This window comes from Streptomyces sp. NPDC060184 (genome assembly GCF_042728795.1).
GTDB lineage: Bacteria > Actinomycetota > Actinomycetes > Streptomycetales > Streptomycetaceae > Streptomyces.
This window is the reverse complement of sequence record NZ_JBHWYX010000001.1, coordinates 99,720-117,776: the sequence shown is the minus strand read 5'-3', so window position 1 is coordinate 117,776 and position 18,057 is coordinate 99,720. Positions and strand designations below refer to the sequence as shown.

At 74.9% G+C, this 18,057-nt stretch carries 16 protein-coding genes and 1 riboswitch; of the genes, 5 read left to right on the top strand and 11 right to left on the bottom strand.

Annotated features, from left to right (window positions below; translation table 11 throughout):
* Window positions 1-11: 11 nt before the first annotated feature.
* Both ACFWEE_RS00475 and ACFWEE_RS00470 read right to left on the bottom strand, forming a co-directional pair.
* Complete coding sequence (locus ACFWEE_RS00475) at window positions 12-584, bottom strand: hypothetical protein (RefSeq protein WP_386885098.1); 573 nt, start codon at window positions 582-584, stop codon at window positions 12-14.
* Window positions 585-802: 218 nt separating this feature from the next.
* Window positions 803-1,057, bottom strand: coding sequence for a hypothetical protein (locus ACFWEE_RS00470; RefSeq protein WP_386885096.1), 255 nt, complete (start codon window positions 1,055-1,057; stop codon window positions 803-805).
* 151 nt (window positions 1,058-1,208) lie between these two features.
* Between ACFWEE_RS00470 and upp the strand changes: the two genes are divergently transcribed.
* Window positions 1,209-1,844 (top strand): uracil phosphoribosyltransferase, encoded by a 636-nt coding sequence (gene upp / locus ACFWEE_RS00465; RefSeq protein ID WP_386885094.1) that lies wholly within the window; start codon window positions 1,209-1,211, stop codon window positions 1,842-1,844.
* A gap of 134 nt (window positions 1,845-1,978) precedes the next feature.
* Here the strand turns inward: upp and ACFWEE_RS00460 are convergent, their stop codons facing one another.
* The 5 genes from ACFWEE_RS00460 to ACFWEE_RS00440 form a co-directional block, all read right to left on the bottom strand.
* The gene (locus ACFWEE_RS00460; protein WP_386885407.1) at window positions 1,979-2,578 is read right to left on the bottom strand and encodes a LytR C-terminal domain-containing protein; all 600 of its coding nucleotides are present in this window, start codon (window positions 2,576-2,578) and stop codon (window positions 1,979-1,981) included.
* A 225-nt stretch (window positions 2,579-2,803) separates the two neighbouring features.
* Window positions 2,804-3,100, bottom strand: a complete 297-nt coding sequence (locus ACFWEE_RS00455) for a type II toxin-antitoxin system VapB family antitoxin (protein ID WP_266706381.1) — start codon at window positions 3,098-3,100, stop codon at window positions 2,804-2,806.
* Between the two features lie 341 nt (window positions 3,101-3,441).
* Complete coding sequence (locus tag ACFWEE_RS00450; protein ID WP_386885093.1) at window positions 3,442-5,007, bottom strand: M28 family metallopeptidase; 1,566 nt, start codon at window positions 5,005-5,007, stop codon at window positions 3,442-3,444.
* Window positions 5,004-5,750, bottom strand: coding sequence for an HhH-GPD-type base excision DNA repair protein (locus tag ACFWEE_RS00445; RefSeq protein ID WP_386885092.1), 747 nt, complete (start codon window positions 5,748-5,750; stop codon window positions 5,004-5,006). Before ACFWEE_RS00445 ends, ACFWEE_RS00450 begins: the two co-directional genes overlap by 4 nt.
* A gap of 67 nt (window positions 5,751-5,817) precedes the next feature.
* Window positions 5,818-6,249: a YciI family protein gene (locus tag ACFWEE_RS00440; RefSeq protein WP_386885090.1), complete on the bottom strand. Its 432-nt coding sequence runs from the start codon at window positions 6,247-6,249 to the stop codon at window positions 5,818-5,820.
* A 229-nt stretch (window positions 6,250-6,478) separates the two neighbouring features.
* Here ACFWEE_RS00440 and cbiE point away from each other — a divergent pair, with 229 nt between their 5' ends.
* Both cbiE and cobM read left to right on the top strand, forming a co-directional pair.
* On the top strand, window positions 6,479-7,762 hold the full coding sequence (cbiE, locus tag ACFWEE_RS00435) for a precorrin-6y C5,15-methyltransferase (decarboxylating) subunit CbiE (RefSeq protein ID WP_386885089.1): 1,284 nt from the start codon (window positions 6,479-6,481) through the stop codon (window positions 7,760-7,762).
* The gene (gene cobM / locus ACFWEE_RS00430) at window positions 7,759-8,508 is read left to right on the top strand and encodes a precorrin-4 C(11)-methyltransferase (protein ID WP_386885087.1); all 750 of its coding nucleotides are present in this window, start codon (window positions 7,759-7,761) and stop codon (window positions 8,506-8,508) included. Before cbiE ends, cobM begins: the two co-directional genes overlap by 4 nt.
* A 28-nt stretch (window positions 8,509-8,536) precedes the next feature.
* Here the strand turns inward: cobM and ACFWEE_RS00425 are convergent, their stop codons facing one another.
* The gene (locus tag ACFWEE_RS00425) at window positions 8,537-9,655 is read right to left on the bottom strand and encodes a cobalt-precorrin-5B (C(1))-methyltransferase (RefSeq protein ID WP_386885086.1); all 1,119 of its coding nucleotides are present in this window, start codon (window positions 9,653-9,655) and stop codon (window positions 8,537-8,539) included.
* 49 nt (window positions 9,656-9,704) lie between these two features.
* On the opposite strand from ACFWEE_RS00425, the gene ACFWEE_RS00420 reads away from it, so the two are divergent.
* Window positions 9,705-10,517: a cobalt-precorrin-6A reductase gene (locus tag ACFWEE_RS00420; protein WP_386885085.1), complete on the top strand. Its 813-nt coding sequence runs from the start codon at window positions 9,705-9,707 to the stop codon at window positions 10,515-10,517.
* 15 nt (window positions 10,518-10,532) lie between these two features.
* On the opposite strand, the gene cobJ is transcribed toward ACFWEE_RS00420, so the two are convergent.
* The 3 genes from cobJ to cobG form a co-directional block, all read right to left on the bottom strand.
* A complete protein-coding gene (gene cobJ / locus ACFWEE_RS00415; RefSeq protein WP_386885406.1) occupies window positions 10,533-11,978 on the bottom strand; it encodes a precorrin-3B C(17)-methyltransferase in 1,446 nt (481 codons plus the stop codon).
* A gap of 119 nt (window positions 11,979-12,097) precedes the next feature.
* Window positions 12,098-12,724 (bottom strand): precorrin-8X methylmutase, encoded by a 627-nt coding sequence (locus ACFWEE_RS00410; protein WP_386885084.1) that lies wholly within the window; start codon window positions 12,722-12,724, stop codon window positions 12,098-12,100.
* Between the two features lie 107 nt (window positions 12,725-12,831).
* Window positions 12,832-14,154, bottom strand: coding sequence for a precorrin-3B synthase (gene cobG, locus ACFWEE_RS00405; RefSeq protein ID WP_386885082.1), 1,323 nt, complete (start codon window positions 14,152-14,154; stop codon window positions 12,832-12,834).
* Between the two features lie 109 nt (window positions 14,155-14,263).
* Window positions 14,264-14,380, top strand: a riboswitch (cobalamin riboswitch).
* A gap of 47 nt (window positions 14,381-14,427) precedes the next feature.
* Between cobG and cobN the strand changes: the two genes are divergently transcribed.
* Window positions 14,428-18,036 (top strand): cobaltochelatase subunit CobN, encoded by a 3,609-nt coding sequence (gene cobN, locus ACFWEE_RS00400; protein ID WP_386885081.1) that lies wholly within the window; start codon window positions 14,428-14,430, stop codon window positions 18,034-18,036.
* The last annotated feature ends 21 nt before the right edge of the window (window positions 18,037-18,057 follow it).

Genomic DNA, 18,057 nt, shown 5'->3' with positions numbered 1-18,057 from the left:
ACCCGCGGACCTTAGCGGACGCTCTCCAGCACTTCGTCCGCTCCCAGCGCGTCGGCGATCTCCGCCAGCGCGTCGGTCCGCAGGGTCAGCAGCGCCTGCTCGGAGAGGCCGAGGTCGGCGAGGATCGAGGCGTCCCCGATCGGTCCCGCCGGTACGGCCTCGGGGTCGTCGTCCGTGTCGACGGCCGCGGTCCGCCGGCCGGCGGCGCCGTCGTCCCCGGGGCCGAACTCCGGGTCGTCGGCCTCGTCGCCGTCGAGGCCGACGAGTTCCTCCAGAGCGGCGATCTCGTCCTCGGCCCCCGGTTCGCGGCCGAGCAGTTCGTCGGTGAGCAGGATCTCCCCGTACGAGGAACGGGCGGCGGCGGCGGCGTCCGAGACGTAGATCCGGGGGTCCTCCTCACCGTCCACGCGGACGACGCCGAACCACGCGTCCTCCTGCTCGATGTAGACGAGGACCGTGTCCTCGTCCACCGAGGCGTCCCGGGCCAGATCCGTCAGGTCGGACAGGGCCTCCACATCGTCGAGCTCCGTATCGCTCGCTTCCCACCCGTCTTCGGTGCGCGCGAGCAGTGCGGCGAAGTACACCGTGACACTCCCACTGGTCAGAGGTGATATCGGTCCGACGGGAGGGCAGACGATTGTCCGACTGCGCCGAGCCCCGCCCAATCGGCATCGTGGCAGAAACATCGGCCGAGCGAGACCTCTTCGGACGTTGCGTCGGCCATCAGTTCCGCAAGGGCCCGGTCGGCGGAAGCCGCTCCGGAGCACTCCGGCGGGGGCGAACGCGCCCGTCGGAGCCCCCGTCACCAGCGGAAGGTACGCATCCGCATCTGTTGGCGCATACGGGCCGCGCGGGCCCGGCGGGGCTGGACGCGGTCCCGCAACTGCTTCGCCTCGTGCAGCTCGCGGAGGAACTGCGCCCGGCGACGGCGTCGGGCCGCGTCACTCTCCTGCGTGTGCTCCGTACTGGTCGGCGCGTCGCGTTCGTCGCGCTCGGCGCGTGCTTCGAGTCGTCCCCGCGTCGCGGGTTCGTCCCGCTTCGGCTCCCGGTCAGGCATCCGCACACCACCCCAAGGCTGGTCCGTATGCCTCACCTTCCCCCCGAACGAGTGGATGATGCCAGTGCTGGCGTCCGGGCGGGCGCGGGCGGCCCCCGCCTCCGCCGGGGAGGAAGCCCGCGGCGCGCGGGAGGCCGTTAGGGTTGACGGCATGCGGATCCATGTCGTCGACCACCCACTGGTGGCGCACAAACTCACCACCCTGCGCGACAAGCGCACCGACTCCCCGACCTTCCGTCGCCTCGCCGACGAGCTGGTCACCCTGCTCGCCTACGAAGCGACCCGGGACGTGCGTACCGAACTGGTCGACATCGAGACCCCGGTCGCGCGGACGGCGGGCGTGAAGCTGTCGTACCCCCGGCCCCTCGTCGTACCGATCCTGCGCGCCGGTCTCGGCATGCTGGACGGCATGGTGCGGCTGCTGCCGACGGCGGAGGTCGGTTTCCTCGGCATGATCCGCAACGAGGAGACGCTCCAGGCGGAGACGTACGCGACCCGGATGCCCGAGGACCTCTCCGGCCGCCAGGTCTACGTCCTCGACCCGATGCTGGCGACCGGCGGGACGCTCGTCGCCGCGATCCGCGAGCTCATCAAGCGGGGCGCCGACGACGTCACCGCCGTCGTGCTGCTGGCGGCGCCGGAGGGCGTCGAGATCATGGAGCGCGAGCTGGCGGACGCCCCCGTCACCGTCGTCACCGCCTCGGTGGACGAGCGGCTCAACGAGAACGGCTACATCGTTCCGGGTCTGGGCGACGCGGGCGACCGGATGTACGGCACCGCCGAGTAGGGCGTGCGTGCCGGGCGTCGCCGGACAAGCGGGACTTTCGACACACGCCCTAGAACACGTCCACACGACGACGGCCGGTCACAGGTGGGGTGACCGGCCGTCGTCGTGTCCGCGGGGCGCTCTCGCCCCGCGGTTCAGCAGGCGGAGGGGGTGGGGGCGGGCTTCGTCAGCGCCGTCAGCGCGGCGGCTGCCGCCTGCGGGGTGCTGAACGCCGTGAACCGGGTGCCCAGGATCAGGTCGACCTCGGCGTTCTCGCGGGCCTCGGTCTTCCGGGTGATGCCCGGCAGTTGGGTCTCCAGGACCGGGAACGCGCTGTCGGCGGCGGTCGGCGGGCCGAGCAGCAGACCGGTGCCGGGGACCTTCTTGTCGTACGCGGCGGGTGCGTTGCCCACCTCGCCGATCTTGAACCCGCGCTTCTTCAGCTCGTCGGCGGCGGACTTGGCCAGGCCGCTGCGCGGGGTCGCGTTGTAGACGTTCACCGTGATCCGGTCCGGCGCGGGCAGCGTCCTGACCGCCGCGGCCTGCTTCGGTACGGTCGCGCACTCCCGCTTGTGGTCGGCCGCCTGCGCCTTGGTGTCGCTGCCCGAGTAGACGTCGATGAGCTGCAGCGTGCCCCAGCCGGCCAGCCCGAGGGCCACGAGGGAGGCGACGACGGCGAGGACGAGCCTGCGGCGGCGGCGGGGACGGCGCATCCGGGGATAGGCGTTGCCCGTGATGCGGTACTTTCCGCCCATGCCGGGGGGAGTGAGCATGCTCATGTGCGCAGCGTAGTGCGGGCCGCCGATGATGCGTACTAAATGATCAACCGATGGCACCCGCATGCGCGGGAAAACACCCGAAAGGCCCGACAACGCGATTTCGGGCTGTGGCAGTGGTAGGGCGTGTCGCCGGACGGCCCCCCACGCGGACGGCGCGCCGGGAAACCGGAGGGGTGCCCGGAGCCCTACCGGCCGGAGCCGTCAGCCGAGTTCGAGGACGCGGGCGTGGAGCACCTGACGCTGCTGGAGCGCGGCGCGGACCGCGCGGTGCAGTCCGTCCTCCAGGTAGAGGTCGCCCTGCCACTTCACGACGTGCGCGAAGAGGTCGCCGTAGAAGGTGGAGTCCTCGGCGAGAAGCGTTTCCAGGTCCAGCTCGCCCTTCGTGGTCACGAGCTGGTCGAGGCGAACCGGGCGCGGCGCGACGTCGGCCCACTGGCGGGTGCTTTCCCGGCCGTGGTCGGGGTATGGCCGCCCATTTCCGATGCGCTTGAAGATCACACGGAAAGCCTACCGGGGAACAACCACCGGGCGCAGCCGGGGAAGGGGGGCACGATGCCGTCCGAAAGCGAGTGAACCCCCCGAAAACGGAAGGCGGATCTCCCGTGGAGGCGGTGGCGAAGGGGTGTACATCACGCCGACCCCCCTGGAACGAGGGGGAGTTCGCCCGTCTCCGGTGACCGCGGGGGTCGGTGGGTGGTGTCGGGGTGAACGGGGGCGGTCCGCGGCTCCCGGCGCGGGCAGGGGCGTGCACCGCGCCTCCGCGCCCCCCCCCGCGCGATGTGCGAGGACCGGCCCAGTGGGTCCTGCGGGGGCTCGGCTCGTGAGGCGGTGCGACCGCCTCACGCCCTGTCACGGCCGTGGCCGGTACGGAGCCGGCCGCCTCCGTGGCGGTCCGTGCCTGCCGCCGCCGGCGCGGGGCCGGTGAGCGACCGCAGGTCCTGTGCGTAGGTGCCGACCGCGTCCGCGATCACGTCGATGTTGGTCTCGAAGGCGGCCGGGTCGATGTTGTCGAGGGTGTCGCAGGCCGCGTGGTAGCAGGGGTCGTACGCGATCCCCTCCTTTCCGCCGAACTTCCCCGCCTGCGCGGCCGACTTGATCCCCTCGGCCCCGGTGTCCGTGCCGCCCGCCGGGATGCCGGCCTCGATGAACGGTCCGTAGTCGGACCGCCCGGTGAAGTCGGTGCTCTCGTACGGGGTCCTTCGACGGTCGAGGAAGTCCGTGATCCCGCGCTCCAGTTGGGCGGAGCCGGCGGGTCCGGGGCCCGAGCCGGAGGCTTCGGAGTCGTCGCCGTCGAAGACGAACTGGACGCCGTTGGGAGAGGCGATCATGTCGAAGTTGAGGTAGAGGGCGATCTGTTGGCGCTGAGCGGGGGTCAGCCCGGCGACGTACGCGTCCGATCCGACGAGTCCGCTCTCCTCGGCCGACCACCAGGCGAACCGGACGGCGTTCGCCGGGGTGCGGTGCGTCGCCGCGAGCCGCAGGGCGACTTCGAGGAGCCCGGCCGAACCGGAGCCGTTGTCGTTGATGCCCGGCCCCTCGGAGACGGAGTCCAGGTGCGCGCCGAGCATGACGGTGTGCGCGGAGTCGCCGCCCGGGGTCTCGGCGACGACGTTGCGGGTGGTGCGCTTCTCCTGGCGCTCGCGGAGTTCGAGGGTCACGGTGACCTTCCCGTCCCCGTCCAGGGCGGTGGCGAGCGCGTCGCCCTCGGCGCGGCTGATGCCCCCGGTGGGGATGCGGACGGCTTCGGGGTCGCCGAGGGTGCCGGTGAGCTTGCCGTCCAGGTTGTTGGAGATCAGCGCGCCGGACGCGCCCGCCTCGGCCGCGACCTCCTGCTTCCGCAGGAAGGAGCAGCCGCCCCGCTCGATCAGCGCGATCCGCCCGGTGGCCTCGGTCCCGGCGTAGTCGGCCGCCTCACAGCCGGTCGTCCTGTCCACCGGTACCCGGACCAGATCGGCGGTGAGCCCGCCCTCCCCGGTCGACGCGGTGTACGTCATCGCCTCCACCTCGGCGTCCCGGGGCTCCGGCGCGACCACGGCCAGCTTCTCGGCGAGGGTCTCGGTCCAGGTGAACGGGAAGGACGCGTACCGGGCGTCGTAACCGGCCCGGCGGAGCTGCTGGAGGACGTACGCGGCCGAGGCGTCGTGGCCCGCCGATCCGGCGGCCCGGTTCCCGCCCGCCGTGTCGGCCGCCTCCTGGAAACGGCGCAGATGCCGGTACGCGCCGGTGGCGGAGGAGGCCGCGACGAGCTCCCGGGAGAGCCGGGCGGCCTCCCGCGCCGGGTCCGGTTCCGCGGCGGGCGGCGGGGCCGCCGCGCCCAGCAGCAGCGGCGGGAGCAGCGCGGCGGCGGCGAGGAGCGGCAGGGCGCGGCGGCGGTGCCGGTGGGGGGCGCGGGCGGGGGCGTTCACCGGGCGGTCCTGGACGAGGACGTCGTGCTCCGGGTCGCCTTCCCGGCCGGTGCCGCCTTCTTCGCCGGTGCCGCCTTCTTCGCCGAGGCCGCGGCCCTGGCCTCCGCCTTGGCCCGCTGCTTGAACGCGCGGACCTCGGCGAGCGATTCGGGGCCGGTGATGTCGGCGACCGAGCGGTGCCCGCCCCGCTCCCCGTACGCCTGTGCCGCCTCCCGCCAGCCGGGCGGCCTTACGCCGAACTGCTTGCCCAGCAGGGCCAGGAAGATCTGCGCCTTCTGGGTCCCGAAGCCGGGCAGCGCCTTCAGCCGGGCCAGCAGCTCCGCGCCGGTGGCGGCGTCGGCCCAGACCGCGCCCGCGTCGCCGTCGTACTCCGCCACGAGGTACTGGCACAGCTGCTGCACCCGCTTCGCCATGGAGCCGGGGTAGCGGTGCAGGGCCGGTTTGTCGGTGAAGAGCGCGGTGAACGCCTCGGGGGAGTACCCGGCGATCTCCCGGGCGTCCAGGTCGTCCGAGCCCATCCGCAGCGCCAGCGAGTGCGGTCCGGTGAAGGCCCACTCCATGGGGACCTGCTGGTCGAGCAGCATGCCGACCAGCGCGGCCAGCGGGCTTCGGGCCAGCAGTTCGTCCGCCTCGGGCTGCTGTGCGATCCGAAGGGCGGGGACGCCGTTCCCACCGGGTTCGCCGTTCCCACCGGGTTCGCCGTTCTCGTCGGACTGCCCGGCGCTCTTCCTGCTCGTCGTCATACTGCCGATGGTGGCGTCGGACGCGGGCTTCGGCGACTCCTGCTGCTGCCGACGGGCCCGCCCGCCGTCACGCGGGCGCCAGGTCCTCTTCCGGGGCCTCGCCGATCGGGCGGATCGCGACCGCGCGGTACGGGGCGCCCTCGGGCTGCGGGCAGGCGACGACCCGGGCGGCGATCTCGGTGACCCGCTCCAGGCTCGGGCAGTCCAGCACCCAGTACCCGGCGAGCAGCACCTGCGTCCGGTCGTACGGGGCGTCGGCGATCACCGGGGGTCCGCCGTTCGCCCCGGCGGTGACGAACCGGGTCTCGTCCGGGGCGGTGAGGCCGTCGCAGTAGAGCATCTCGCCGGACGCCTCCAGGTCCTTGTTGAGCGCTTCCATGTGCGCGAACATCGCCTTCCGGTCCTGTTCGCCCCACGCGGGGCCGCCCTCGCTGGACCCGTGGCCGGACATCGCGTCGTAGTCGGCCTGCGAGCCCTGCACCATCACCAGGTACTTCATACGCCTGCACCTCCGCTGTCGTCGTCCCCCTGACGGGCGGGCGGACCGTCCGAGGGAGTGGGCCCAGGCCCGCCCTCACTCCATCGGACACCGCACGGGCCGCCCGCGCGAGCTGTCCCGGCGGGCCCGGCCGGTCGTCGCCCGGGGGCCGGACAGTAGAGTGCGGCAGCGTCTCCCGTCCCGACTCCCGGCAAACGCCCCCGAACGCCCCGAACACCGAGGTCCGGCCGTGTCCACCGCCCCGCCCGCATCCCCCGCCCCCCCGCCCGCCGTACCCCCGGGGCTCCCGGTGACCGTCGTGGGCATCGGCGCGGACGGCTGGGCGGGCCTGGCGGATTCCGCCCGCACCGCGCTGCTGGAGGCCGAGGTGCTGATCGGCGGCGGGCGTCAGCTCGGGCTGCTGCCCGCGGTCTGCGCGGGCCTGCGGGTGGCGTGGCCCTCGCCGCTGCGCCCCGCCGTCGCGGGGCTGCTCGCCGCCCACCGGGGCAGCCGGGTCGCGGTGCTGGCCAGCGGGGACCCGATGTTCTACGGGATCGGCCGCGCGCTCACCGAGGAGCTGGGCGCCGGGGCGCTGCGCGTGCTGCCGCACCCGTCCTCGGTGGCGTACGCCTGCGCACGGCTCGGCTGGTCCGCCGAGGACACCGAGACCGTCACCCTGGTGGGCCGCCCCGCCGCCCGGCTGCTGGCCGCCCTGCACGACGGCCGCCGGCTGCTGGTGCTGAGCGCCGACGCCACCACCCCCGCGACGGTGGCCGCGCTGCTCACGGCGCACGGCTTCGGCCCGAGCCGGCTCACCGTCCTCGAACAGCTCGGTTCCGCCGCCGAGGCCCGCCACGACGGCACGGCCGAGGGCTGGGACCGCCCGGCGGGCGACCCGCTGAACCTCGTCGCCGTGGAGTGCCGCGCCACCCCGGACGCGCTCCGCCTCGGCCTCGTACCCGGGCTGCCCGACACCGCGTACGAGCACGACGGGCAGCTCACCAAGCGCCACGTCCGGGCCGCGACGCTCGCCGCGCTGGCACCCGCGCCCGGCGAACTGCTCTGGGACATCGGCGGGGGCTCCGGCTCGATCGCCGTCGAGTGGATGCGCGCCCACCCGTCCTGCCGAGCGGTCACCGTCGAACGCGACGAGGCGCGGGCCGCCCGGATCGGCCGCAACGCCGACCGGCTCGGCGTGCCCGGTCTGCGGGTGGTCTCCGGCCGCGCCCCGGGGGCCCTCGCCGGACTTCCGGTGCCGGACGCCGTCTTCGTCGGCGGCGGGCTGACCGCCCCCGGGCTGATCGACGCCTGCTGGGACGCGCTGCCCGCCGGGGGACGGCTGGTCGCCAACACCGTCACGCTGGAGTCGGAGGCGCTGCTCGCCGACCGCTACCGGCGCCACGGCGGCGAACTCGTCCGGCTCGCGGTGGCCCACGCCGTACCGGTCGGCGGGTTCACCGGCTGGCGCCAGGCGATGCCCGTCACCCAGTGGTCCGTCCGCAAGCCCCACGACTCCTCGGGAGAGACCTCATGACCGTGTACTTCATCGGCGCAGGGCCCGGCGCGGCCGACCTGATCACGGTGCGCGGTGCCCGGCTCCTCGCCGCCAGCCCGGTCTGTCTCTACGCGGGCAGCCTGGTGCCGCGCGAACTGCTCGCCGACTGCCCGCCGGACGCCCGGCTGGTCGACACCCAGGGCCTGGACATCGATCAGATCACCGCCGAACTGGTCCGCGCCCACTCCGAGGGCCACGACGTCGCCCGGCTGCACTCCGGCGACCCGTCCGTCTTCAGCGCGGTCAACGAGCAGATGAAGCGGCTCGACGACGCCGGAGTGCCGTACGAAGTGGTGCCCGGGGTACCCGCGTTCGCCGCTGCCGCCGCCGCGCTCAAACGGGAGCTGACCGTGCCGACGGTCGGCCAGACGGTCATCCTGACCCGGATCGCCCAGCGGGCCACCGCCATGCCGGAGGGCGAGGACCTGGCCACGCTCGGCCGCAGCGGCGCCCTGCTGGTGCTCCACCTCGCCGCCCGGTACGCGGACCGGGTGGTGGCGGAGCTGCTGCCGCACTACGGGCCCGACTGCCCGGCCGCCGTGGTGGCGATGGCCTCCCGGCCCGACGAGATCGTCCTGCGCGGCACCCTGGAGACCATCGCGGGCCAGGTGAAGGACGCCGGGGTGACCCGTACGGCGGTCATCCTGGTCGGGCGCACCCTGGGCGCGGAGCAGTTCCGCGACAGCCACCTCTACTCGCCGGAGCGCGACCGCCACACCTGCTGACGCCCCGTCGGCGGGCCCGGTGGAGGTCTCAGCGGACCGCGCTGCGCCCGACCACCGTCCCGGCCCGGTCGACACAGATCACGTCCACCGCGACCGGCGCCCCGCGCAGCACCTCCAGCGCCTGGTCCCGGGCGGCCACGGCCACCAGGTCGCCCAGCGGTACCCCGGCCGCCGCGCACGACTGGAGCGCGGCCAGGCCGGTGTTGGCTCCGGCCACCGCCTCGGCCAGCTCCTCGTCCGCACCGCCCGCCCGGGCCAGCCGGGCGAGGAACCCCTGGTCCACCTGCGACCGCGCCGAGTGCAGGTCCATGTGCCCGGCGGCGAGCTTCGACAGTTTGGCGAAACCGCCGCAGACGGTGAGCCGGGGGACCGGATGGCGGCGTACGTACTTGAGCACGGCCCCCGCGAAGTCGCCCATGTCCAGCAGGGCGATCTGGGGCAGCCCGTACTCCGCGACGACCGTCTTCTCCGAGGTCGAACCGGTGCACCCGGCCACATGCGGCTGCCCGGCGGCCAGCGCCACGTCGACCCCGCGCCGGATCGAGTCGATCCACGCCGAGCACGAGTACGGCACGACGACCCCGGTGGTGCCGAGGATGGAGAGCCCGCCGAGGATGCCGAGGCGACCGTTCCACGTGAAACGTGCGATCTCCTCGCCGTCGTCCACCGAGATCGTGACCTCGACGTCGCCCGTGCCGCCGTGCTCCGCGGCGACCCGGGCCACGTGCTCGCGCATCAGCTGCCGGGGCACCGGGTTGATGGCCGGTTCGCCGACGTCCAGCGGAAGCCCGGGGAGCGTCACCGTGCCGACGCCCGGGCCCGCCCGGAAGACCACGCCGGAGCCCGGCGGCAGCGCCCGTACCGTCGACCTGACCAGCGCCCCGTGGGTCACGTCCGGGTCGTCGCCCGCGTCCTTGACCACCCCGGCGGTCGCGACGCCGTCCACCAGCGACTCGACGGCGAGCGCGAACGCGGGCGTGTGGCCCTTCGGCAGGGTGACGGTCACCGGGTCGGGGAACTCCCCGGTCAGCAGAGCGGTGTACGCGGCGGTGGTCGCCGCCGTCGCACAGGCACCGGTGGTCCAACCGGGCCGCAGGCCGGTGTGTTTGAGTTGGGCCTCGCGCCCGCCCTTCGCCTCACTGCTCATGGAAGGTCCCCTCGACGGTGGCCTCACTGCTCACGGAAGGTCTCCCTCGATGGTGCCGATACCGCTGCCCGACATGCCGGACGATCCCGAGTCCCCGGAGCACGTCCTCGTGCTCGGCGGCACGACCGAGGCCCGCCGGCTGGCGGAGGCGCTGGCCGCGGAGATACCGGCCGGAGGGCGCAGACCCCTGCGGGTGACGAGTTCGCTCGCCGGGCGGGTGGCCCGGCCGGTGCTGCCGCCGGGCGAGGTCCGCGTCGGCGGCTTCGGCGGCGCCGAGGGGCTTGCCGCGTGGCTGCGGGAGCACCGGGTGGATGCGCTCATCGACGCCACCCATCCTTTCGCCGGAACGATCAGTTTCCACGCGGCCCGCGCCGCCGCCTCGGCCCATGTTCCCCTGCTGGCGCTCCGCCGCCCCGGCTGGGTGGCCGGCCCGGCCGACGACTGGCACCCGGCCGGCTCCCTGGAGGAGGCCGCCGCCCTGCTGCCGTCGCTGGGGCGGCGGGTCTTCCTCACCACCGGGCGGATGGGGCTGGCGGCCTTCGCCGGGCTGGACGGACTCTGGTTCCTGATGCGGTCGGTGGACGCGCCGGAGCCGCCGTACCCGGCACGGATGGAGGTGCTGCTCGACCGGGGGCCGTTCCCCCTGGCGGGCGAGCGGGAGCTGATCCGCCGGTACGGCATCGAGGTGCTGGTCACCAAGGACAGCGGGGGCGCGGCCACCGCGCCGAAGCTGGCCGCGGCCCGGGAGGCCGGGATTCCGGTGGTGGTCGTGGAGCGGCCACCGGTCCCGGAGGGGGTGCCGGTGGCCGCGACCCCGGCCGAGGCGCTGACCTGGCTGAACGCCTGCCTGGGCCGGGGGTGAGCCCGCGGGGCCGGGCTACGCCTCCGGGTAGTGGCGCGGGGTCCAGACGAGGTGCCCGCCGTCCGGCCGGCCGGCCCGGCGGGTCTGCGAGGACCCGATGATCAGGAGGGTGCGCATGTCCACCTCGGCCGGATCGAGAGCGGCGAGGCGTACCGTGCGCACGCTCTCCCCGGGGCCGCCGACGTCCCGGGCGAGCACCACCGGGGTGTCCGGGGAGCGGTGTTCGAGGAGCAGGTCGCGGGCCTTGCCGACCTGCCAGGTGCGGCTCTTCGAGCCCGGGTTGTAGAGCGCGATCACCAGGTCGGCCGAGGCCGCCGCGCGCAGCCGTCCGGCGATGACCTCCCAGGGCTTGAGCCGGTCGGAGAGGGAGATCGTCGCGTAGTCGTGGCCGAGCGGGGCGCCCGCGCGGGCGGCGGCGGCGTTGGCCGCGGTGACCCCGGGCAGGACGCGTACCGGGACGTCCGCGTACGCGTCCTGCGCGGCGGCCTCCAGGACGGCGGTGGCCATGGCGAAGATGCCCGGGTCGCCGCCCGAGACCACGGCCACCCGCTGTCCGCGCCGGGCCAGGTCGAGCGCGAACTCGGCCCGCTCCGCCTCCACCTTGTTGTCCGAGCCGTGCCGGGCCTGGCCGGGCCGGACCGGTACCCGGTCGAGGTAGGTGGTGTAGCCGACCACCGCGTCGGCGGCGGCCAGCGCCCCGCGCGTCTCGGGCGTCAGCCAGAGCGGTCCGGCCGGTCCGGTGCCGACCACCACGACCTCGCCGGAGCCGGGCACCGGCTCGGGGCGCGGGGCGTCGATCCGGCTGGGCACCACGGCGACCGCGAAGTACGGCACCGAGCCGGGCTCCACGTCCGCGAGTTCGCCGGTGCGCTCCCCGGCCATCGTGGCGCGTTCGACGTACCGCGCCTCGGGCAGCCGCCCGGACGCCTCGAAGGCGCGGCGCACCGCCGGGAAGGTCCGGCCGAGCTTCATCACCACGGCGGAGTCGGTCGACGCGAGACGGGCCGTCAGCTCCTCCTCCGGCAGGGTGCCGGGGAGGATGGTGAGGATTTCCTCGCCCTCCACGAGCGGGGTGCCGAGCCGGGCCGCGGCGGCGCTGACCGAGGTGACCCCGGGGATGACCTCGGCGGGGTAGCGGTCCGCCAGCCGTTTGTGCATGTGCATGTACGAGCCGTAGAAGAGCGGGTCGCCCTCGGCGAGGACGGCCACCGTGCGGCCCGCGTCCAGGTGTGCGGCGAGCCGGGCCGCGGCCTCGGTGTAGAAGTCCTCCAGCGCGCCCCGGTAGCCGCCCGGGTGGTCGGTGGTCTCCGTAGTGACGGGGTAGACCAGCGGTTCCTCGACGTGGTCGGGCCGGATGTGGGCGGCGGCGATGGACCGGGCGATCGAGCGGCCGTGCCGGGCGCTGTGGAAGGCGATCACGTCGGCCTCGGCGATGGCCCGCACCGCGCGGACGGTCATCAGCTCCGGGTCGCCGGGGCCGAGACCGACTCCGTAGAGCCGGCCCGTGCCGCCGGTCGCCGCGTCGGCGTGTGCGGGGGCGGTCGCGTGTGCGGCGTGCTCGTTCGCCGCGACGGTCCCGGTCACTCCTCCTCGCTCGCGAGGGCGTTGACGGCCGCCGCCGCCAGGGCGCTGCCGCCGCGACGGCCGCGCACCACGAGGTGCTGGACCCCGGAGACGTGCGCCGCGAGGGCGTCCTTGGACTCGGCCGCGCCGATGAAGCCGACCGGGACGCCGATGACGGCGGCGGGCAGCGGGGCGCCCTCCTCGATCATCTCCAGCAGCCGGAAGAGCGCGGTGGGCGCGTTGCCGATGGCGACGACCGAGCCCTCCAGCCGGTCCCGCCACAGCTCCAGCGCGGCGGCGCTGCGGGTGGTGCCCAACTGCCGGGCCAGCTCGGGCACCGAGGGGTCCGAGAGGGTGCAGACGACCTCGTTGTCGGCGGGCAGCCGCTTGCGGGTGACCCCGCTGGCGACCATCGCCACGTCGCACAGGACCGGGGCCCCGGCGCGGAGCGCGGCGCGGGCGTCGGCCACGGCGGTGGGGGAGAAGGCGAGGTCGCGTACGAGGTCGACCATGCCGCACGCGTGGATCATCCGGACCGCGACCTGGCTGACGTCGGCGGGCAGACCGGCGAGATCCGCCTCGGCGCGGATGGTGGCGAAGGACTGGCGGTAGATCGCCGGTCCGTCCTTCTCGTACTGATGCACAGTGCTGTCGCTTTCTTCGGTCGGGCACGGGCGGTCGTGTGCCGGGGCGTGGTCGGTTCGGTGGGTCGGGTGGGGCAGGTGGGGCGGGTGTTCGGGGCGCGGGCGGGTCAGGTGCGGGCGCCCCGGGCCGCCGCCACCGCCGCGGCGAGCGCGGCCGGATCGTCAGGGACGGCCACCGGGGCGTCCCGCGACTCTCCCCGCACCCGCGCGATCCGGTGGCCCGCAGGGGTGGCGACGACGTCGATCCACTCCCCGTGCGGGTGGCCGCAGCGGCGCTCGCACCCGGACCAGTACACGGGCAGCCGCCCGGCCGGCCCGAGCGCGGCCTCCGCCTCGGCCCGCACGTCGGCCAGCGACTTCGCGCAGCCTGGGCGCCCGACGCAGGCGCCGACCCCGGCCCACGGCGAGCCGGGCCCGGTCACCAGACCGGCTCCGGCGAGTACGTCCAGGGCCGCCGGGGCGGCTTCGGCGGCCAGGCCCGGCACGACGACCCCGCGCCACGGGGTGCAGCGCAGTTCGCCGGAGCCGAGGCGCTCGGCGGTCTCCACGAGCGCCCGCCACCGCGTCCCGGTCAGCCGCCCCATCGGCACGCCGAGGTGCAGCGCGACCGCGCCGCCGGGTCCGGCCACGGTGCCGGGAGCGGGGGCCGGGGCCGTAGGCCGGGGCGGTGCGGCGGGCGGGTCCTCGCCGGGCGGTACGAGCCCCGCGCGGCGGGCGGCCTCGGCGGGGAGGGCGGCGCGGGCGGCGTCGGGGAGGGCGGAGATCCGCCAGACGCCCGGGTCGGCGGCCAGGTCGAGGAAGGCCTCGGCGGCGAGCAGCGCGGCGCGCGGGGCCGCGTCGAAGGGGACGGGGAGGAGGGGGCCGCCGGGGCCGGTCCGCAGGAGCGCCCGTGCGCCGTCGACCGCGATCAGGGTGAGGTCGGCGTCCAGCGCGTCCACGTCGCCGCGCCCGTCGTCGAGGGCGAAGAGGAAGCGGCCTGAGAGCGCGGCGGCCCGCTCGCTGCCGCAGAGCAGCGCGTCCAACTCGGTGAGCCAGGAGCGTATTTCGGGACGCCCGGAGGTGTCGATACCGGAGAGCGGGGAGGCGACGACGTTCCGTGCGCGCTCGTGTCGGTCGGAGGGCAACAGGCTTGCCGCGCGCAGGAGTTCGGCGAGTTCGCCGCCGCACTCGGCGTCCAGGCCCCGGAGTTGGAGGTTGCCGCGTGAGGTGAGGTGGAGTTCGCCGTCGCCGAGCCGGTCGGCGACGGCGAGCAGGGTGCGTGCCTGAGCGGCGGTCAGCACCCCGCCGGGTATCCGTACCCGGGCCAGCGCGCCGTCGTCCGCCCGGTGCAGCCGCAGCGTCCCCGGACAGGCGTCGCCGCCGCTCTTCCGGGCGACGGCGGCCACGGGGGAACCGGGCGAATCGGCGGTTGCGGACATGGCGGCGAGCATACCCACGTCCCCGTGGAGGTCACCGGCGCGCGGATGTGACCTGTGCCGCCCCCCGGAGGCCCCCTGCCGCGCCGGAGGCCGGGCCCTTAGGATGCTCGCGGTGGACCATTCGGTCCGCCGACGCCAGACGGCGCCATGGGAGGAAGCCCGGTGAGATTCCGGCGCGGTCCCGCCACTGTGAGTACGCCCCGTTCGCACGGGCGTACGAGTCAGGAACTCCCGCCGTCCGACACCGCCCGGGGCGTGGACACCCCGGGGAAGGGCTGACTCGGCATGATCCTGCTCCTGTCGACCTCCGACACCGACCTGCTGAGCGCCCGCGCCTGCGAGGGCCCGGTCCGCTACCGGTACGCCAACCCCTCCCGCCTCCCGCTCGACCGGCTCCCGGCGCTGCTCGACGGCGCCGGACTCGTCGTGGTCCGCCTCCTCGGCGGGGTGCGCGCCTGGGAGGAAGGGCTCGACCAGGTCCGGGCCGCCGGCCTGCCGGTCGTCGTCCTCACCGGCGAACAGGCCCCCGACGCCCAGCTGATGGCCGCGTCCACCGTCCCGATCGGCATCGCCGCCGAGGCCCACGCCTACCTCGCGCACGGCGGCCCCGACAACCTCGGCCAGCTGGCCCGGTTCCTCTCCGACACCGTGCTGCTCACCGGCCACGGCTTCGAGCCGCCCGCCCCGGCTCCCGCCTGGGGCCCGCTGGAGCGGACCGTCCGCGCCCTCCCCGAGGCCGCGCCCACGGTGGCGGTGCTCTACTACCGCGCCCACCACATGAGCGGCAACACCGCGTTCGTGGACGCGCTCTGCGCCGCGGTGGAGGATGCCGGGGCCCGCGCGCTGCCGCTGTACGTGGCCTCGCTCCGTACCCCCGAACCCGGGCTGATCGACGCCCTGCGCGCGGCCGACGCGATCGTGACCACCGTCCTCGCGGCGGGCGGCACCCGTCCCGCCGAGGCGTCGGCGGGCGGCGACGACGAGTCCTGGGACGCGGGCGCGCTGACCGGGCTCGACGTACCGATCCTCCAGGCGCTCTGCCTGACCGGCTCGCGCGCCGCGTGGGAGGAGAACGACGAGGGCGTCTCCCCGCTGGACGCGGCCACCCAGATCGCGGTGCCGGAGTTCGACGGGCGGCTGATCACGGTGCCGTTCTCCTTCAAGGAGATCGACGCGGACGGCCTGCCCGCGTACGTCCCGGACCCCGAGCGGGCCGCCCGGGTCGCCGGGATCGCCGTCCGGCACGCCCGCCTGCGGCACATCCCGAACGCGGCGAAGCGGATCGCCCTGGTGCTCTCCGCCTACCCGACCAAGCACTCCCGCATCGGCAACGCGGTCGGCCTGGACACCCCCGCGAGCGCCGTCGCCCTGCTGCGGCGGCTGCGCGCCGAGGGGTACGACTTCGGGCCCGAGGACGAGATCCCGGGGCTGGTCTCCGGCGACGGCGACGAACTGATCCACGCGCTGATCGAGGCGGGCGGCCACGACCAGGAGTGGCTGACCGAGGAGCAGTTGGCCGCCAACCCGGTCCGTATCCCGGCGGCCGACTACCGCCGCTGGTTCGCGACGCTCCCCGCCGAGCTGCGTACGGCGGTGGAGGAGCACTGGGGTCCGGCGCCCGGCGAGATGTTCGTGGACCGGTCGGCGAACCCGGAGGGCGACATCGTCCTCGCGGCGCTGCGGCGCGGCAATCTGCTGATCCTCATCCAGCCGCCGCGCGGTTTCGGCGAGAACCCGATCGCGATCTACCACGACCCCGATCTGCCGCCCTCGCACCACTACCTGGCCGCCTACCGCTGGATCGCCGCCCCCGCCGAGGACGGCGGTTTCGGCGCCGACGCGATGGTCCACCTCGGCAAGCACGGCAACCTGGAGTGGCTGCCCGGCAAGAACGCCGGGCTCTCCGCCGCCTGCGGACCCGACGCGGCCCTCGGCGACCTGCCGCTGGTCTACCCGTTCCTCGTCAACGACCCGGGCGAGGGCACCCAGGCCAAGCGGCGTGTGCACGCCACGCTGGTGGACCACCTGGTGCCGCCGATGGCCCGCGCCGACAGCTACGGCGACATCGCGCGACTGGAGCAACTCCTCGACGAGCACGCCCAGATCGCCGCGATGGACCCGGCGAAGCTGCCCGCGATCCGGGCCCAGATCTGGACCCTCATCCAGGCCGCGAAGCTCGACCACGACCTCGGGCTCGACGACCGGCCCGAGGACGAGGGCTTCGACGAGTTCATCATGCATCTCGACGGCTGGCTCTGTGAGATCAAGGACGTCCAGATCCGCGACGGCCTGCACGTGCTCGGCAACCCCCCGGCGGGGAACGACCGGGTCAACCTCGTCCTCGCGGTGCTCCGGGCCCGCCAGATCTGGGGCGGCACGGCCTCGCTCCCCGGGCTGCGCGAGGCGCTCGGCCTGGACGAGTCGGCCGCCACCCGCACCGCCGCCGACGAGATCGAGGAGCGGGCCCGCGCCCTGGTCCAGGCGATGGAGGACGCCGGCTGGGACCCGGCCGCCGTCGCGGACGTCGCCGCCGGGCTGCCGTCCGCCGTCGCCGACATCCTCACCTTCGCCGCCACCGAGGTGGTGCCGCGCCTCGCCGCCACCACCGATGAACTCACTCACACCGTCCACGCGTTGAACGGCGGTTTCGTGCCCGCCGGGCCCTCCGGCTCCCCGCTGCGCGGGCTCGTCAACGTGCTGCCGACCGGCCGCAACTTCTACTCCGTCGACCCGAAGGCCGTCCCCTCCAAGCTCGCCTGGGAGACCGGCCAGGCCCTCGCCGACTCGCTGCTGACCCGCTACCGCACCGACAACGGCGACTGGCCCTCCTCCGTCGGCCTCTCGCTCTGGGGCACCAGCGCCATGCGCACGGCGGGCGACGACATCGCCGAAGCCTTCGCGCTGCTCGGCATCCGCCCGGTCTGGGACGACGCCTCGCGCCGCGTGACCGGCCTGGAGCCCATCGGGTACGAGGAGCTGGGCCGCCCCCGCATCGACGTCACGCTCCGCATCTCCGGCTTCTTCCGGGACGCCTTCCCGCACACGGTGGGCCTGCTGGACGACGCCGTACGGCTCGCCGCCTCGCTCGACGAACCGGCCGAGCACAACTTCGTCCGCGCCCACGCCCAGGCCGACCTCGCCGAGCACGGCGACGAACGCCGGGCCACCACCCGTATCTTCGGCTCGCGCCCGGGGACGTACGGCGCCGGGCTCCTCCAGCTCATCGACTCCCGCGACTGGCGCACCGACGCCGACCTCGCCGAGGTCTACACCGTGTGGGGCGGCTACGCCTACGGGCGCGAACTCGACGGGCGCCCGGCCCGCGAGGAGATGGAGACCGCGTACCGGCGCATCGAGGTCGCCGCGAAGAACACCGACACCCGCGAGCACGACATCGCGGACTCGGACGACTACTTCCAGTACCACGGCGGCATGGTGGCGGCCGTGCGCGCGCTGAAGGGCACCGCCCCGGAGGCGTACATCGGCGACTCCACCCGCCCCGAGACCGTCCGCACCCGCACCCTGGTCGAGGAGACCTCGCGGGTCTTCCGCGCCCGCGTGGTCAACCCCCGCTGGATCGAGGCGATGCGCCGCCACGGCTACAAGGGCGCCTTCGAACTCGCCGCCACCGTGGACTACTTGTTCGGCTACGACGCCACGACCGGGGTCGTCGCCGACTGGATGTACGACAAGCTCACCCAGACCTACGTACTCGACCCGGAGAACCGGGAGTTCCTCCAGCAGGCCAACCCCTGGGCGCTGCACGGGATCGCCGAACGCCTCCTGGAGGCCGAGTCGCGCGGGATGTGGGCGAAGCCCGACCCGGCCGTCCTCGAAGCGCTGCGCCAGGTCTTCCTGGAGACCGAGGGCGAGCTGGAGGGCGGGGACGACTGAGCCGGGCCCCCGCCCGGCCCC

Excerpts from the sequence above, each read along its gene's own strand:
- ACFWEE_RS00470 (WP_386885096.1), bottom strand. The coding sequence starts at position 1,057 with ATGCCTGACCGGGAGCCGAAGCGGGACGAACCCGCGACGCGGGGACGA.
- upp (WP_386885094.1), top strand. The coding sequence starts at position 1,209 with ATGCGGATCCATGTCGTCGACCACCCACTGGTGGCGCACAAACTCACC.
- ACFWEE_RS00460 (WP_386885407.1), bottom strand. The coding sequence starts at position 2,578 with ATGGGCGGAAAGTACCGCATCACGGGCAACGCCTATCCCCGGATGCGC.
- ACFWEE_RS00445 (WP_386885092.1), bottom strand. The coding sequence starts at position 5,750 with ATGACGACGAGCAGGAAGAGCGCCGGGCAGTCCGACGAGAACGGCGAA.
- ACFWEE_RS00440 (WP_386885090.1), bottom strand. The coding sequence starts at position 6,249 with ATGAAGTACCTGGTGATGGTGCAGGGCTCGCAGGCCGACTACGACGCG.
- cobM (WP_386885087.1), top strand. The coding sequence starts at position 7,759 with ATGACCGTGTACTTCATCGGCGCAGGGCCCGGCGCGGCCGACCTGATC.
- ACFWEE_RS00425 (WP_386885086.1), bottom strand. The coding sequence starts at position 9,655 with ATGAGCAGTGAGGCGAAGGGCGGGCGCGAGGCCCAACTCAAACACACC.
- ACFWEE_RS00420 (WP_386885085.1), top strand. The coding sequence starts at position 9,705 with ATGGTGCCGATACCGCTGCCCGACATGCCGGACGATCCCGAGTCCCCG.
- cobG (WP_386885082.1), bottom strand. The coding sequence starts at position 14,154 with ATGCTCGCCGCCATGTCCGCAACCGCCGATTCGCCCGGTTCCCCCGTG.
- cobN (WP_386885081.1), top strand. The coding sequence starts at position 14,428 with ATGATCCTGCTCCTGTCGACCTCCGACACCGACCTGCTGAGCGCCCGC.